At 70.9% G+C, this 14868-nt stretch carries 9 protein-coding genes; 4 read left to right on the top strand and 5 right to left on the bottom strand.

Annotation, left to right across the window (positions count from 1 at the left end; genetic code table 11):
* The 4 genes from ADL03_RS21760 to ADL03_RS21745 form a co-directional block, all read left to right on the top strand.
* On the top strand, positions 1–527 hold a 527-nt coding region (locus tag ADL03_RS21760; protein WP_053735348.1), incomplete at its 5' end, for a hypothetical protein.
* A 20-nt stretch (positions 528–547) separates the two neighbouring features.
* Positions 548–2296: a glycoside hydrolase family 6 protein gene (locus ADL03_RS21755; RefSeq protein ID WP_053735347.1), complete on the top strand. Its 1749-nt coding sequence runs from the start codon at positions 548–550 to the stop codon at positions 2294–2296.
* Positions 2297–2503: 207 nt separating this feature from the next.
* On the top strand, positions 2504–4957 hold the full coding sequence (locus tag ADL03_RS21750) for a beta-L-arabinofuranosidase domain-containing protein (RefSeq protein WP_082373344.1): 2454 nt from the start codon (positions 2504–2506) through the stop codon (positions 4955–4957).
* A 154-nt stretch (positions 4958–5111) separates the two neighbouring features.
* On the top strand, positions 5112–6137 hold the full coding sequence (locus ADL03_RS21745) for a LacI family DNA-binding transcriptional regulator (protein ID WP_053735346.1): 1026 nt from the start codon (positions 5112–5114) through the stop codon (positions 6135–6137).
* A gap of 158 nt (positions 6138–6295) precedes the next feature.
* Here the strand turns inward: ADL03_RS21745 and ADL03_RS21740 are convergent, their stop codons facing one another.
* From ADL03_RS21740 to ADL03_RS21720, 5 genes are all read right to left on the bottom strand, one after another.
* Entirely contained in the window at positions 6296–7618 is a 1323-nt protein-coding gene (locus tag ADL03_RS21740; protein ID WP_197288537.1) for a ricin-type beta-trefoil lectin domain protein, read from the bottom strand.
* Entirely contained in the window at positions 7615–8886 is a 1272-nt protein-coding gene (locus ADL03_RS21735) for a cellulose binding domain-containing protein (protein ID WP_157529059.1), read from the bottom strand. The genes ADL03_RS21740 and ADL03_RS21735 overlap by 4 nt, the downstream gene beginning before the upstream one ends.
* A gap of 72 nt (positions 8887–8958) precedes the next feature.
* Entirely contained in the window at positions 8959–11802 is a 2844-nt protein-coding gene (locus tag ADL03_RS21730; RefSeq protein WP_053735343.1) for a glycoside hydrolase N-terminal domain-containing protein, read from the bottom strand.
* Between the two features lie 184 nt (positions 11803–11986).
* The gene (locus tag ADL03_RS21725) at positions 11987–13333 is read right to left on the bottom strand and encodes a PHB depolymerase family esterase (protein WP_053735342.1); all 1347 of its coding nucleotides are present in this window, start codon (positions 13331–13333) and stop codon (positions 11987–11989) included.
* Positions 13330–14814: a glycoside hydrolase family 43 protein gene (locus ADL03_RS21720; RefSeq protein ID WP_082373343.1), complete on the bottom strand. Its 1485-nt coding sequence runs from the start codon at positions 14812–14814 to the stop codon at positions 13330–13332. Before ADL03_RS21720 ends, ADL03_RS21725 begins: the two co-directional genes overlap by 4 nt.
* Positions 14815–14868 lie beyond the last annotated feature (54 nt).

Raw genomic sequence — 14868 nt, 5'->3', positions numbered from 1 at the left:
GCGACGACGACAGCGGCCGCACCGGCCAACCCGACGTCCTTCTCGCTCAACGGTTCGGCGTGCGCCGTCCGGTGATGAGGGCACTGCTCGCCCTCCTGGTGGTGGGTTCGGTCGCGCTCGCCCTCCTCGTCGGGCGCGCCGAACCCACCCCTGACCTCAGCCGGGGAGTCGACGGCATCGCCGACTGGCTGCACCGGCTGACCGACGAGTGCGCGACGGTCCGGCACGGTGAGGACTTCACCGCGTTCGCCGGACCGGTGCGCGCCAAGGTCTACGCGCCGTACATCGCGGAGTGGGGGACCTGCAGCAAGGCGCCGTACGAACGGCTCGGGCTGCTGGTCCTGCGGCCAGGACTGGACCAGGCCTGGCGGACGGCGCTCGCGAACGGCGAGGTCCGGGGCGACCCGGACCTCGCCTTCGGCGACGGCTTCGCGCTGACCGGCTCGGAGGGCATGGAGTACCTGGGGCTCAACAGACTCGAGTGCACGCCCACCGCGTGTTCGCTCATGCCGATCAAACACCATTGAGAGACAGGAGATCCGGAGCAATGAGGCTCAACGGACAAAGGCGGTGGGCCGCGGCGGGTGTCGTGGTCGCCACCGCCGTGGCGACGTTCGGGGTGGCGCTGAGCGCACCCGCGGGCGCCGCACCCGGTTGCCGGGTGGACTACAAGGCGAACAGCTGGGGCGGCGGTCAGTTCGGCGCCACGGTGAAGATCACCAACCTGGGTGACGCCGTGTCGGGCGGCTGGACGCTCAAGTTCACCTTCCCCGGCAGCCAGCGCGTCAGCCAGGGGTGGAGCGCGAGCTGGTCGCAGTCGGGCGCCGACGTCACCGCGACGAGCATGTCGTGGAACGGCAACCTGGGCACCGGCGCCTCGATCGATCTCGGCTTCAACGGCAGCAACGCCGGCAGCAGCGACGCCAACCCGTCCACGTTCACCCTGAACGGGACGACCTGCACCGGCGACGTCGGGCCGACGACGACCACGACCACGACGACGACCACCACGACCACCACGTCGAACGGTCCTGGTCCTGGCCCCGGCAAGGTCGACAACCCGTACGTGGGCGCGAAGCAGTACGTGAACCCGGACTGGTCGGCCAAGGCCGCCGCGGAGCCCGGTGGCAGCCGGGTCGCGAACCAGCCGACCGGTGTCTGGATCGACCGCATCGCGGCGATCACCGGCACCGTCGACTCGCGGGGCATCGAGGGACACCTGAACGAGGCGGTGCGCCAGGCGGCGGGCTCACCACTCGTGATCCAGTTCGTCATCTACAACCTGCCCGGTCGTGACTGCTCGGCACTGGCGTCGAACGGTGAGCTCAAGCCCACCGAGATCGACCGCTACAAGACCGAGTACATCGACCCGATCGCGGCGATCTTCGCCAAGCCGGCGTACAAGGACCTGCGGATCGTCACGACGGTGGAGATCGACTCGCTGCCGAACCTGATCACCAACGTCTCGCCGCGGCCGACCGCTGTGCCGGCCTGCGACGTGATGAAGGCCAACGGCAACTACATCACCGGTGTCGGCTACGCGCTGGCCAAGCTGGGTGCCGTGTCGAACGTCTACAACTACCTCGACATCGGCCACCACGGCTGGATCGGCTGGGACGACAACTTCGGCGCGACGGCCGACCTGCTGTTCCAGGCGGCGAACGCCTCCGGTAGCACGAAGGCGAACGTGCAGGGCTTCATCGCCAACACCGCGAACTACGGCGCGTTGCGCGAGCCCTACTTCAAGATCGAGGACTCGGTGAACGGGACCTCGGTGCGCCAGTCGAAGTGGGTGGACTGGAACCGGTACGTCGACGAGCTGTCCTACGCGCAGGCGTTCCGGCAGAAGGCCGTGCAGGCGGGCTTCGACGCGAACGTCGGCATGCTGATCGACACCAGCCGCAACGGCTGGGGCGGCAGCGCCCGGCCGACGGGCCCCGGCCCGACGACCGGTGTGGACGCCTACGTCAACGGTGGTCGCCTGGACCGCCGCATCCACCTCGGCAACTGGTGCAACCAGTCGGGTGCCGGCCTCGGTGAGCGGCCGACGGCGGCTCCGGCGGCCGGTATCGACGCCTACGTGTGGATGAAGCCCCCGGGCGAGTCCGACGGTGCGAGCAAGGAGATCCCGAACAACGAGGGCAAGGGCGCGGACAAGATGTGCGACCCGACCTACACCGGGAACGTGCGCAACGGCAACAACCTGTCCGGTGCGCTTCCGGACGCCCCGTTGTCCGGCAAGTGGTTCTCCGCGCAGTTCCAGGAGCTCATGCGCAACGCCTACCCCGCGCTGTGAGCGAAGTGCCGCTGTGAACCGGCTCCTGCGCGACTTCCGCTCGCGCAGGAGCCCCCGCCGCCGCCGTGGCCGCACCCCCGGCGGCGGCGCCCGGCGGGTGCGTTCGACGTGGTTCGAAGGCAGCCGTCGAACCGAGCTGATCTTGTGTTCGGCTCGGTTCGACACCACGCTGCGGATGGCCAAGGCCCCTGCGAAAGGTCATGCGCAATGCCAGAATCCCCGCGCCACGACGTGCTTTCCGTTGGCGCACCGGTCCCGCACGTGCGGATCGGCCCCGCCCGCCAGGACTTCGGCGTGGCCGCGGAACCGTTCCCGCTCGGCGCGGTCGCTCTGCTGCCGGGACCGTTCCTGGACAACACCGCCCGCACCCACGCGTACCTGAGGTTCCTCGACCCCGATCGGCTCCTGCACACCTTCCGGCGCAACGTCGGGCTGCCCTCCGGCGTGGTTCCCTGCGGTGGCTGGGAGTCGCCGGACAGCGAGCTGCGCGGCCACTCGACCGGGCACGTGCTCTCCGCGCTGGCACAGGCGTTCGCGAGCACCGGCGACCGGGCGTTCTCGGTCAGGGCCGACTACCTGGTCGAGCAGCTCGCGATGTGCCAGGACCGCGCGAGGATCGCCGGCTACAGCACCGGGTACCTCTCGGCGTTCCCCGAGGGCTTCATCGGCCACGCCGAGGCGCGGGAACCGGTCTGGTCGCCGTACCACACCCTGCACAAGATCATGGCCGGTCTGCTCGACGTGCACGTGCTCGTGGGCAGCCCGCGGGCGTTGCGCGTGCTGACCAGGATGGCGGCGTGGGTGGGCTGGCGGGCCGGCCGGTTGACCGAGGCCCACCGCCAGGAGGTGCTGCGCACCGGGACCGGCGGCATGAACGAGGTGCTGACGAACCTCTACCAGCTCACCGGCGACCCGGCGCACCTGACCGCCGCGCGGTACTTCGAGCACGGCGAGGTGTTCGACCCGCTGGCGCTGGGCACCGACGAGCTCAACGGCCTGCACGCGGGCACGCAGGCCCAGAAGGTGCTCGGGGCGCTGCGGGCCTACCACGCCACCGGCACCGCGCGGTACCGCGACATCGCCGTGCACTTCTGGCGGATCGTGACGAGCGCGCACACCTACGCGATCGGCGGCAGTTCGAACAACGGGCAGTTCCGGCCGCCCAACCGGATCGCCACCGAGCTGTCCGACCACACCTGCGAGTGCTGCACCACCGACACGGTGCTCAAGCTGACCCGGCAGCTCTTCCGCACCGACCCCGGCCGGGCGCGCTACTTCGACCACTACGAGAAGGCGCTGTACAACCACCTGCTCGGCGCGCAGGACCCGCGGTCCGCGCACGGCCACCACTGCTACTTCGTGCCGTTGCGCGCGGGCGGGACCCGCAGCTACAGCAGCGACTACGACGACTTCACCTGCTGCCACGGCACCGGCATGGAGACCAACACCCGGCACGGCGGCAGCATCTACTTCCACGCCGGGAACACGTTGTACGTCAACCTGTTCATCCCGTCCGTGCTCACCTGGTCCGGCCGGGGCGTCTCGGTGCGCCAGGACACGTCCTTCCCGGAGTCGGGCGCCACCCGGCTCACGATCACCGGTTCCCGCCGGATCGACCTGCGCGTGCGCGTCCCGTCCTGGGCGGCGGGCGCGCGGCTGCTGGTGAACGGCGTCGAGGAACACCCAGCCACACCGGGCACCTACGCGCGGATCGACCGCCACTGGAGCAGCGGGGACGTCGTGGACCTGACCCTGCCGATGGCGCTGCGCCTGGAGCGCGCGCCGGACGACAAGCGGGTGCGGACGGTCCAGGTCGGCCCGATCGTGCTCGCGGGCGAGTACGGCACGAACGACCTCGCGTTCCTGCCGACGTTGCGCGCCGCGACGCTGCGACCGGCAGGCACCCCGTTGCGGTACACCGCGATGGCGAGCACCGGACCGGTGACGCTGGTGCCGTTCTACCGGGTGCACGGCCAGCGCTACACCGTCTACTGGCGGGTGGGTGACGCCCCCGCGCCGCCGCCGTTCATCGCGCACTTCCGGCTCGGCGAGGGACACGGTTCGACCGCCGCGGACGCGACCGGCAGCGGCCGGCGCGCGACGCTGGCCGGCGGCGCGCGGTGGACCACCGGACGCGCCGGTGCCGCGGTGTCGCTCGACGGGGCCGGCGGGCACGTGGTGCTGCCGGCCGGGCTGCTCGCCGGTGCCGCGGAGTTCAGCGTGGCGGTGTGGCTGCGGCTGCGCTCGGCCGCCACCGAGGCGCGGGTCTTCGACTTCGGCAGCGGCGTCAACTCCTACCTGTGCCTCACGCCGCTCAGCGCGGGCGGCGGCCTGCGGTACGCGATCACCACCGGTGGCACGGGCGCGGAGCGGCACCTGGACGCGGAACCGGTTCCGGTGGGCGAGTGGACGCACGTGGCCGTGACCCACGCCGGTGAGCTCGGCGTGCTCTACGTGAACGGCGCGGAGGTGGCGCGGCACGCGGGGCTGGCGGTGAGCCCGGCCGCGCTGGGCAGCACGACCCAGAACTGGCTCGGGCGCTCGCAGCACGCGGGCGACCCGTACCTCGACGCCGTTGTCGAGGACCTGCGGGTGTACGGCCGGGCACTGACCCCCGCCGAGGTGGCGGACCTCCGCGCAGCCGCTGATCGGAGGTTGTGAACGTGCCCAACCGGCAAGTTTCCATACAGTGCGGAATTCGTCTGGACCACTCGAAATGACCAATGTTAACGCGAACATCACTCTTGTAACGAGCTGATCCGTATCTCTATGGTGTCGGAACGCTGCACAGAGTGAGTGCGGGAGAGGGGGCGGTGTGGTCACCATCGCGGACGTCGCGCGGCACGCTGGGGTCGCCCCGAGCACCGTTTCCTACGTGCTGACGGGCAAGCGGTCGATCTCCGCGGGCACGAAGTCGAGGGTCAGGGAGAGCATCAGGGCGCTGGGCTACCAGCCGCACGTGACCGACCGGGGCCTGTCTTCGAGCCGCACGAACGTGATCGGGCTCGTGCTGCCGCTGCGGGCGGGCATGCACCTGCCGGGCATGATGCGGTTCGTCACCGCCGCGGTCACCACGGCGCGCAGGTACGACATGGACCTGCTGCTGATGACCGCCGACGACGGCGCCTCGGGCCTGCGCAGGGCCGCGAACAGCGCCCAGGTGGACGGCTTCCTGGTGATGGACGTGGAGATGGACGACGACCGCGTGCCGTTGCTGCGGCAGCTGTCCAAGCCGTCCGTCCTCATCGGACATCCGGCCACCGCACGCGGGCTCACCTGCGTCGACCTCGACTTCGAGGCGGCCGGCGCGAAGTGCGTCGACCACCTCGCCGACCTGGGGCACCGCTCCATCGGCTTCCTGGGCGCGCCGAGCGCGGTGTACCGGCGCAGCACCGGATCCGCGCACCGCACGATGAACGGCTTCAGCGCGGCCGCGATGCGCAGAGGCGTCGCGGCGACGGCGTTGTCCGTTGAGGACGACCACGACTCGGTGCTCAGGGCCACCAAGGCACTGGTCCGCGCGCACCCGTCGATGACGGCGCTGGTCGTGCACAACGAGGCGGCACTGGGCTGGATCACCGCCTGCCTGCGCGCGGCCGGGCGCCAGGTGCCCGGCGACGTGGCCGTGGTCGCGATCTGCCCCGACGAGCTCGCCGAGCAGATGTCGCCGCCGCTCACGTCGGTGCGGCTGCCGGCGGAAGAGCTCGGCAGGCACGCGGTCGACCTGCTGGCGGCCAAGCTCGACGGCAAGCAGCCACCGCCGCTGATGCTGCTGCCACCGCGGCTGTCGCGGCGGGCGAGCACCCCGGACCCGGCGGCACACCGCAGGGTGAGCTCGTAGGGGCTGACCGGTTCCGCTGCCGCGGAGGTGCCCAGGACCGGGCGGTCGACGGACGACGGCCCGCGTGCGGAATGCGGCCCGCACGCGTGGACGTCGTCCCAGAACACCGTCCTGGAGGAGTGCGCGACGCTCGGAGTGAGAGTCGCGCACTCCTTCCCTCAGGCCTTGGCCCAGCGCTGGTTCGCGCCACCCTGACAGGTCGCCACCGTCACGGCCGCACCGTTGGCCGTCCCGGCGGAGGTCAGGCAGAGTCCGGTTTGGACACTGGTCACCGTGCCACCGGCGGTCAGCTGCCACGCCTGGTTCGCGCCACCGTTGCAGTCCCAGATCTGCACCCGCGTGCCGGAACCGGCGTTGGTGGGCGCGTCCAGGCACTTGCCGGTCACCCGCAACGTCTGCCCGTCCTGGGTGAACTGCTGGTTGGCGTTGGTGTGGCAGTCCCACGTGATCAGCTGCGCGCCGTTGGCCGTGCTCGCGCCGTTGACGTCGAGACAGCGGCCGGCGGCCTCACCGCGCAGCCGGAACGTGGTCGGCGCCGGCGGCGCCTCACCGGTGAAGAACGCCCACACCTCGTTCTTCACCCAGCTGCGGGCACCGCTCTCGCACCCCGCGCACCCGTCCACGGGCCCCTGCTGGTGGCCGCCGTCGAACGGCGCCCACACCACCGGGTAGCCGGCCCGGCAGTTCGCGTACTTCGTCGTGATGTGCGTGCGGCTGTTGGGACCGGGTTCCGGTGCGTTCTGCGGGGTGCAGCCGTTGTTCCTGACCCACCGGTCGCGCTGGCTGCGGCCCGAGCCGATGTTGTCGTTGATGCCGTGGATGCCCATGTACGCGACGGGCGCGGTGCCACCGGCGCAGCCGCTGATCTCGCCGGGGGAGGAGATGGCGGCGATGGCGCGGAACACGGTCGGGCGTGAGCACGCGAGGGAGATGCTCATCGCGCCGCCGTAGCTGAAGCCGAGCGAGAACCGCTGCGTGGTGTCGACGCAGAGGTCGTTCTCGATCCGGCTCATCATGTCGTCGACGAACCGGACGTCCTCGCCACCGGAGTTGCCCCAGCCGTTGTTGAGGCCCTGCGGCGCGACGAAGATCGTCGAGTTGTTCGCCAGCCTGCGCAGGCCGTAGTAGGCGTAGACGTCGCCGTCGCTGCCACCGCCCGCCACCTGCTGCGCGGTGCCGCCCAGCCAGTGCAGGCCGAAGACGAGCTTGTACTGGCGGGTGTTGTCGTAGTTGTCCGGGATGCTCAGGATGTACGAGCGGGTCTTGCCGCTGCTCTGGATCGTCTGGTTGCCGCTGCGCAGCGTGGGGGCCTTGCCGCAGCCGGCGGTGCCCGCGAGCGCGGTCGGCTCGGAGGGCACCTGCGCCTGGGCGACGCTGCTGCCCGACAGCGCCAGTGCGGCGGCCGCGAGCAGCCACGACGCCCGGCGGAGGATGTGCTTGGTGCGCATCAGGTTGGTCGCGCTCTCTGTAGTGGGGGTCATGCGGACGTGCACGTCTTCCCGTTGAGGGTGAACTGGGACGGCGCGGCGGTGTTGCCGGTGTGCGTGGCCTGGAAGCCGATGCTGGTCGACGTGCCCGGCGCGATGTCGCCGTTGTAGGAGACGTTGGTCGCGCCCACCCGCCCGGTGGTCGAGTCGTAGGTGGCGTTCCAGCCGCCGGTGATGCTCTGCCCGCTGCCCAGCGTGAAGCCCAGCAACCAGCCGCTGATCGGCGCCGTGCCGGTGTTCGTGATGGTGATGCTCGCCGTCAGCCCGTTGTTCCAGGCGTTGACCTCCGCGCCGACCTTGCAGTCGCCCACGGGCAGCGGCGTCGTGGTGACGGGGGACGTCGTGGTCGTGGTCGTGGTGCTGGTGGGGTCACCGCCGCCGGCGAACTGGGTGAGGAACTTCCAGACCTCGCCGGAGGTCCAGGTGCGCCAGCCGTCACCGCCGGAGTCGATCGGGCCGGGCGTGTGCCCGCCGTCGAACGCCGCCCACACCACCGGGTACCCGGCCCGGCAGCCGCTGTAGTTCGTGACGATGTGCCTCCTGCTGCCGGCGGCCGGTTCGGGCGCGTTCTGCGGCGTGCAGCCGTTGTTGCGCACGAACGTGTCGCGCAGCCCGCGGCCCAGGCCGATGCCGAGCACGTTGTCGCTGACGCCGTGGACGCCCATGTACCCGATGGGCTGGGTGCCGCCGTCACAGCCGCTGAGCTGGGCGCCCGAGTAGACCACCACGGCGCGGAAGACGTTGGCGCGCGCACAGGCGACCTCGTACGACATGCCGCCGCCGTAGCTGAAGCCGCCGGCGAACCGCTGCGTCGTGTCGATGCACAGGCTCGAGCCGAGCAGGTTGACCAGGTCGTCGACGAACTTCAGGTCCTGCCCGCCCGGGTTGGCCCAGCCGTTGCCGTTGCCCTGCGGCGCCACGAAGATCGTGCCGTTGTTCGCGGCGTCGGACAGCTTGCGCAGGCCGTAGTACGACCAGTTGTAGCCGTCGGTGCCACCGGAGTCGACGTCGTTCGCGGTGCCTCCCCTCCAGTGGAAGCCCACGAACAACCGGTACTGCCGGTTGCTGTCGTAACCGGGTGGCAGCCGCAGGATGTAGCTGCGGTTCTGACCGCCGCTGCTGATGGTGTGCTGGCCGCTCGACAGCGCCGGTGCCTTGCCGCACCCCGCCGTGGCCGCCGCCGCGCCGACACCGCCGCTCACCGTGCCGCCGAGCGCGATGCCGGCCGCGCCCAGCAGGACCACGGCGCTCGCGAGGGCCATCGCCAGCACAGTCCTATGCCGTGCCATGACAGCGCCCTTCGGGTTGCTGGAACATCGTCGTCCCTTCGGTTGTCAGACTGGTTGGAGTTGGAACCGCTGGTTCTCGGCGCCGTTCGGGGTCCACTGCGACACGCGGGTGCCGTCGGTGGTCGCCGCGTTCCAGACGTCCATGGCGAGACCGCTCTGCCGGTTGACCAGGCTGATCACCCCACCGCCCTGGTCAACCACGCGCCACTGCTGGCTGGTCGCGCCGGTGTCGGTCTGCTGGGTGATGTCGGCGCCGGTGTTCGAGTTCGCGACCTGCAGCACGAGACCGCTGTGGCGGGCCCGCACGCGGTAGTAGCCGCCGCCCGAGTCGAGGAAGTCGAACTGCTGGTTGAGACCGGTGGTCTGGGACCACTGCTGCAGCAACGCGCCCGCCGCCGTGGACACGCCGCTGATGTCGGCGTACTTCCCGCTGTGCCGCGCGACCAGCCGGTAGTACACGCCCGGCCGCACCACGGCCGAGCCGGAGCCCTGACCGCTCGCGCGGTAGGTGTGCCCGGCCAGCCCGGAGAACTCGGCGACACCGGCCTCCGGCTGGGCCGGCTGGATCACCGTGCCGGTCGTGGTGTCGCGCAGCTCGAAGGTGCCGCCGAAGATCCGGTTCCGCACGCGGACGGTGCCGTCGCGGTCCGGCGTGACGGTCAGGGTCACGGCGCCGTCGGCGGCCCAGGTCGCGCCGACGGTGTACCCGCCCCGCCCGCGCAGCCCCGTGACGCTGCCGGCGGACCACGCCGGTGGCAGCGCGGGCAGCACGTGCAGCTCGCCGTTGTGGCTGTGCAGCAACATCTCCGCGATGCCGGAGGTGGCGCCGAAGTTGCCGTCGATCTGGAACGGCGGGTGCAGGTCGAACATGTTGGGCGCCAGGCGGTCCGTGGTCACCAGCGAGCGGAGCAGGTCGTGCGCCCGCGAACCCTCCTCCAGCCGCGCCCAGTAGTTGATCTTCCACGCGAGCGACCACCCGGTGCCCGCGTCACCGCGCAGCTCCAGCGTCCTGCGGGCGGCGGCGTGCAGCTGGGGCGTGCCGCGCTTGGTGATCTGGTTGCTCGGGTGCAGGCCGTAGAGGTGCGAGACGTGCCGGTGGTTCGGCTCGGTCTCCACCCAGTCGTACAGCCACTCCATGACGTTGCCGCGGGAGCCGACCTTGGTGGGCGCCAGGCGCTGCCGGGCCGCCCGCACCTGCGTGCGCAGGTCGGCGTCGACGCCCAGCACCTCCGACGCGCTCGCGCAGCCGTCGAACAGGTCGCGCAGGATCTGCATGTCCATCGTCGGTCCCGCGCACACGCTGACACCGGAGTGGTGGTTGAGCTCCGGCGAGTTCGACGGGTTCGTGACGAGGAAGCCCAGGCTCGGCTCGGTGACGAGGGTGTCGAGGAAGAACTGCGCGCACCCCTTGAGCGCCGGGTAGTACGTGCGCAGGAAGTTCACGTCGCCGGTGAACCGGTAGTGGTCCCAGATCATGGTCGACAGCCACGCGCCGCCGGTCTGCCACATGCCGGCCGCGGCGAAGTCGACCACCGAGGAACCGCGCCAGGCGTCGGTGTTGTGGTGGGTGACCCAGCCGCGGGCGTTGTACTGCACCTGGGCGGTGCGCGCGCCGGTGACCGTGAGGTCGTTGATCATGCGGAACACCGGCTGGTAGCACTCGCCGAGGTTCGTGGTGTCGGCCGGCCAGTAGTTCATCGGCAGGTTGGCGTTGAGCGTGTACTTCGAGTCCCACGACGGTGCCATCTGGTCGTTCCAGATGCCCTGCAGGTTCGCCGGTTGCGTGCCGGGCCGCGACGAGGAGATCAGCAGGTACCGGCCGTACTGGAACAGCAGGGTGGCGAACTGCGGGTCGCTGGTGCCGGAGTGCCGGCTGATCCGGACGTCGGTCGGCTGGTCGGCCGCCGCCGTGCGCCCCAGGTCGAGCGTGACGCGTCCGAACAGCGCCTGGTAGTCGGCGACGTGGCGCGACCGCAACGTGTCGTAGGGGACGCCCTGGGCGGCGCTGAGGCGGGTGCGGGCGAGGCCCTGGTAGTCGCCGTTGACCGTGCGGTGGTCGACGTAGCTGGTGCCGATGGAGATCAGCAGGGTGACGGCGTTGGCGCCGCTCACCCGCAGCGAGCCGCCGGAGCTGCTGACGGTGCCGCCCTCCGCGACGGCTCTGGCCAGCGCGAGGAACCTCACCGTGCCCGCGATGTTGCGCTGCGTGCCGGAGATGCCGTCCAGCGCGATGGTCGTGGCGTCCGGGCTGGACGCCGTCGTGCGCTGCGGCGAGGTGAACGACGCGGTGAACGTGATCGAGCCCGGCGTCTCCGCGGTCAGCCGCACGACGACCACCTGGTCCGGCGCGCTCGCGAACACCTCACGGCGGTAGCGCACGTTGTTCGCCGTGTAGGTCACGGCGGTGGTCGCGGTCGTGAGGTCCAGCGAGCGCTGGTAGTTCGTGGCGGTCGCGGAGGGCAGCGCCAGCCGCAGGTCGCCGACCGGCTGGTAGGCGAGCTGACCGGCGGGGCTGCCCAGCATCGTCTGGTCGATCAGCGTCTGCGCCTGCGACCACTGGTTCGAGAACACGAGCTGCCGGATCTGGGCCAGTGCGCCCGCTCCGCGCGGGTTGCTGTAGTCGTGCGGGCCGCCCGCCCAGACCGTGTCCTCGTTGAGCTGCAGGCGTTCGGTGTCGGTGTTGCCGAACACCATCGCGCCCAGCCGGCCGTTGCCCACCGGCAGCGCGCGCAGCCAGTCGGACCCGGCCGGCCGGTCGTACCACAGCGAGAGGTCGTCGGCCGCCCGCGCCTGCGGTGGTGCGGCACCGGCGGTCGCCGTCCACCCTGCCTGCGTCAGCACGGCTCCCGTGCCGAGCTTCATGAGCTGCCGCCGGTTCAGGTCGGCCATGCCGGTCCTCCAATGGGTGTGCGCGGGTCGCTGAAGTGCCCCCGGTGGTCTGCCACGAGGAGCCGGTGCTCGGACCTGGGCCGCGTGCCGAGCGCACGCTGCGCGACCCCGCCGCCATTGCCGGCCGGGAAGTCCGCGGGTACCACCTGGGTGTCCTGGTGGGACCCGCGGACGTCGCCGCAGGTCAGGCCGCGGTGCAGCGCGCGCCGTTGAGCGTGAAGCCGGTCGCGGCCGCGCTGTCACCGGTGTGCGTGGCCTGGAAGCCGATCGACACCGAACCGTTCGGCGGGATCTGGCCGTTGTAGTCGACGTTGCGCGCGGTCACCTCGCCGGTGGCGGGGGAGTAGCTCGCGCTCCAGCCGCCGGTGATGGCCTGCCCGCCCGGCAACGTGAAGCGCAGCTGCCAGCCGCTCACGGCCGCGGTCGACGTGTTGCTGATCGTGATCGTCTCGGTCAGGCCGGTGTTCCAGGCGTTGACCGTCGCGGCCACCTTGCACCCGCCGGTGGGCGGCGGCGTGGTCGTGGTGGTCGTCGTGGTCGTTGTGGTGGTCGTCGTTGTGGTCGTGGTCGTCGTGGTGGGCGGGGCGTCCAGACCGAGGAACGAGATCGCGTACGCGATCATCCCCGACTGCGGCAGGTCGTGACCGACGCCCTGGACGCTGATGCCCTCGACGGTCGCCGTGGTGCCGGTGTCGCCGTACCGGGTGCGGGTCCAGTTCGACCGCGGCTGGTCGGTGAACGACGGCGTCCGGCTCAGCCCGTGGAGGTTCGTCCACTGGTCGAGCTCCTCGCCGAAGTTCGGGTAGGCCAGCGTGGTGTCGTTGGTGCCGTGCCACAGCTGCATCCGCGGGTAGCGGCCGGTGTAGCCGGGGTACATCGCCCTGGCCTGGTCACCCCACTGCTGCGGGGTCTTCAGCAGGTTTCCGCCGGAGCACTGGCTGTTCCACGTCGAGCCGTCCGTGGTGGCGAAGCACCCGGCCGGCACACCGGAGAACGCGGAGCCCGCGCTGAACACGTCCGGGTACTGCGCCGCCAGCACGTTCGTCATCATCGCGCCGGAGGAGATGCCGGCGACGACGATCCGCGCCGGGTCCACGTTGTAGGCCTGCCGCGCGTGCGTCACCATCGACATGATGCCCGTGGAGTCGCTGCCCCCGTTGCGCCGCAACGCGTTCTGGGTGGACACGTCGAAGCAGTGGCCCTCGCGCGTGGCCTCGGGGTAGACGATCACGTACCCGAGGCGGTCCGCCGCGGTGACGAAGTCGCGCCCGCCGCCGTTGTGGACCGCGCTCGCGGACCCGGTGCAGTAGTGCACCATCACCAGCAACGCCGGCTTCGGCGCGACCCGGTCCGGCACGTAGACGTACATGTTCAGGCCGGTCGGGTTGGTGCCGAAGTTGGTGACGCGGACCAGTGACGCGGCACGGGCCGGCTGCGGCACCAGCGCGAGCGCGACGGCGGCGGCCAGGACCAGCAGCGCCGAGAACAGCGCGATGACCGAGGGCCTGGTCGGGTGCGGCCGGGCGGTCATGACGCGGCACACTTCGAGCCGGCCGGATCGCCGTCGAGCGCGGCCCGCGGACCGCCCGGCGTGGTGACAGGCGTGCACATGGCATCTCCTGTGGTCTGGTTCGAGGCGGCGGCCGCGGTACCGGCCGTGAACTGCCACCAGTTCAGGTTGAGCAGGTAACCGCTGCCACCGCTGAACCTCAGGTACAGGTCGCGGGTGCCGGTCAGCCCGCTCACCGGGCACGTGACGGTGGTCCACGTCTGCCAGCCGCCGGTGTTGGGCACCGAGCAGCGGCCAGCGAGCGTGCCGGTCGGACCGCCGGAGCGGACCTCGACGGAGCTGCCGGCGACGGTGGACGCGACGCGGGCCGTGAACGTGGTGGCACCGTTGCCGAACGCGACGTTCTTCAGCTTCACGTAGTCGCCGTTGTTGGTGTGGCTCAGGTTCAGACCGCCCTCACCGGAGACCTCGGTCTCGACACCGCTGCCCCAGGCGATCGTCTCGCCCTCCTGCCGGGTGTAGGGGTTCAGCGTGTCCGCGGGCGGAGGCCCGGCCGTGCTCATGGTGAGCTGGGGGATGGTGCCGTCGGAGTTGTAGTTGAACTTCTCCACGGCCACGGAACGGGTGAAACCGCCGCCGCCGGGCAGCGCGCCGTTGTGGTAGAAGAAGTACGAGCTGCCCTTGAAGTCGACGACACCGGCGTGGTTGGTGAAGGCGCTGCCCTGGGTGGGCATCACGGTGCCGCGGTAGGTCCACGGCCCGGTGGGGCCCGGCGCGGTGGAGTAGGCGATGAACTCCGAGCAGCACTTCGCGGCGAAGACGTTGTAGTACTGGCCGTTGCGCTGGTAGACCCAGGGCGCTTCCTCGTAGAGGGTGGGCCGCTTCGCGTCTCCGGTGCGGGTGCCGTACCCCGCGGTGGTGAGCGGGATCTGGTTGATACCACCGGAGAACGAGATCATGTCCGGGTTGAGGCGCACGTACCAGAGGTTGGGGTTGCCCCAGTACAGGTACGCCTGCCCGGAGCTGTCGATCATCACCGACGGGTCGATCTCGCCGTTCTCCAGCAGCGGGCGGCCGATGGCGTCGCGGAACGGGCCGGTGGGGCTGTCGGAGACACCGACGCCGATGGCCATGCGCCCGGTGGCGCGGTTGACGACCGGCACGTACCAGTAGAACTTGCCGTTGCGCTCCACGGTCTGCCCGGCCCACGCGTCCTTGCTGGCCCAGCTGAACGTGGCGAGGCTCATGGGGGAGCCGTGGTCGGTCCAGTTCACCATGTCGGCCGACGAGAAGACCCGCCACTCCTTCATGGTGAACCAGGTCGAGCCGTCCTCGTCGTGACCGGTGTAGAGGTACACCCGTCCGTTGTGGACCATCGGTGCGGGATCCGCGGTGTAGATGTGCTGCACGACCGGGTTGTCCGCCCTCGCCGGGGCGGTCACCGCCAGGAGCAGCCCCGCCACCACGGCGATGCGCGTCCAGAACCTTCGTGTTGTGACCATCGTTGTCTCCCGAGGGCAGGGGAGGCCCGCGGACCGGGCTGCGTGCCCGGTCCG

It is taken from the genome of Nocardia sp. NRRL S-836, from assembly GCF_001279525.1.
GTDB lineage: Bacteria > Actinomycetota > Actinomycetes > Mycobacteriales > Pseudonocardiaceae > Lentzea.
This window is presented reverse-complemented; position numbering and strand designations above follow the sequence as displayed.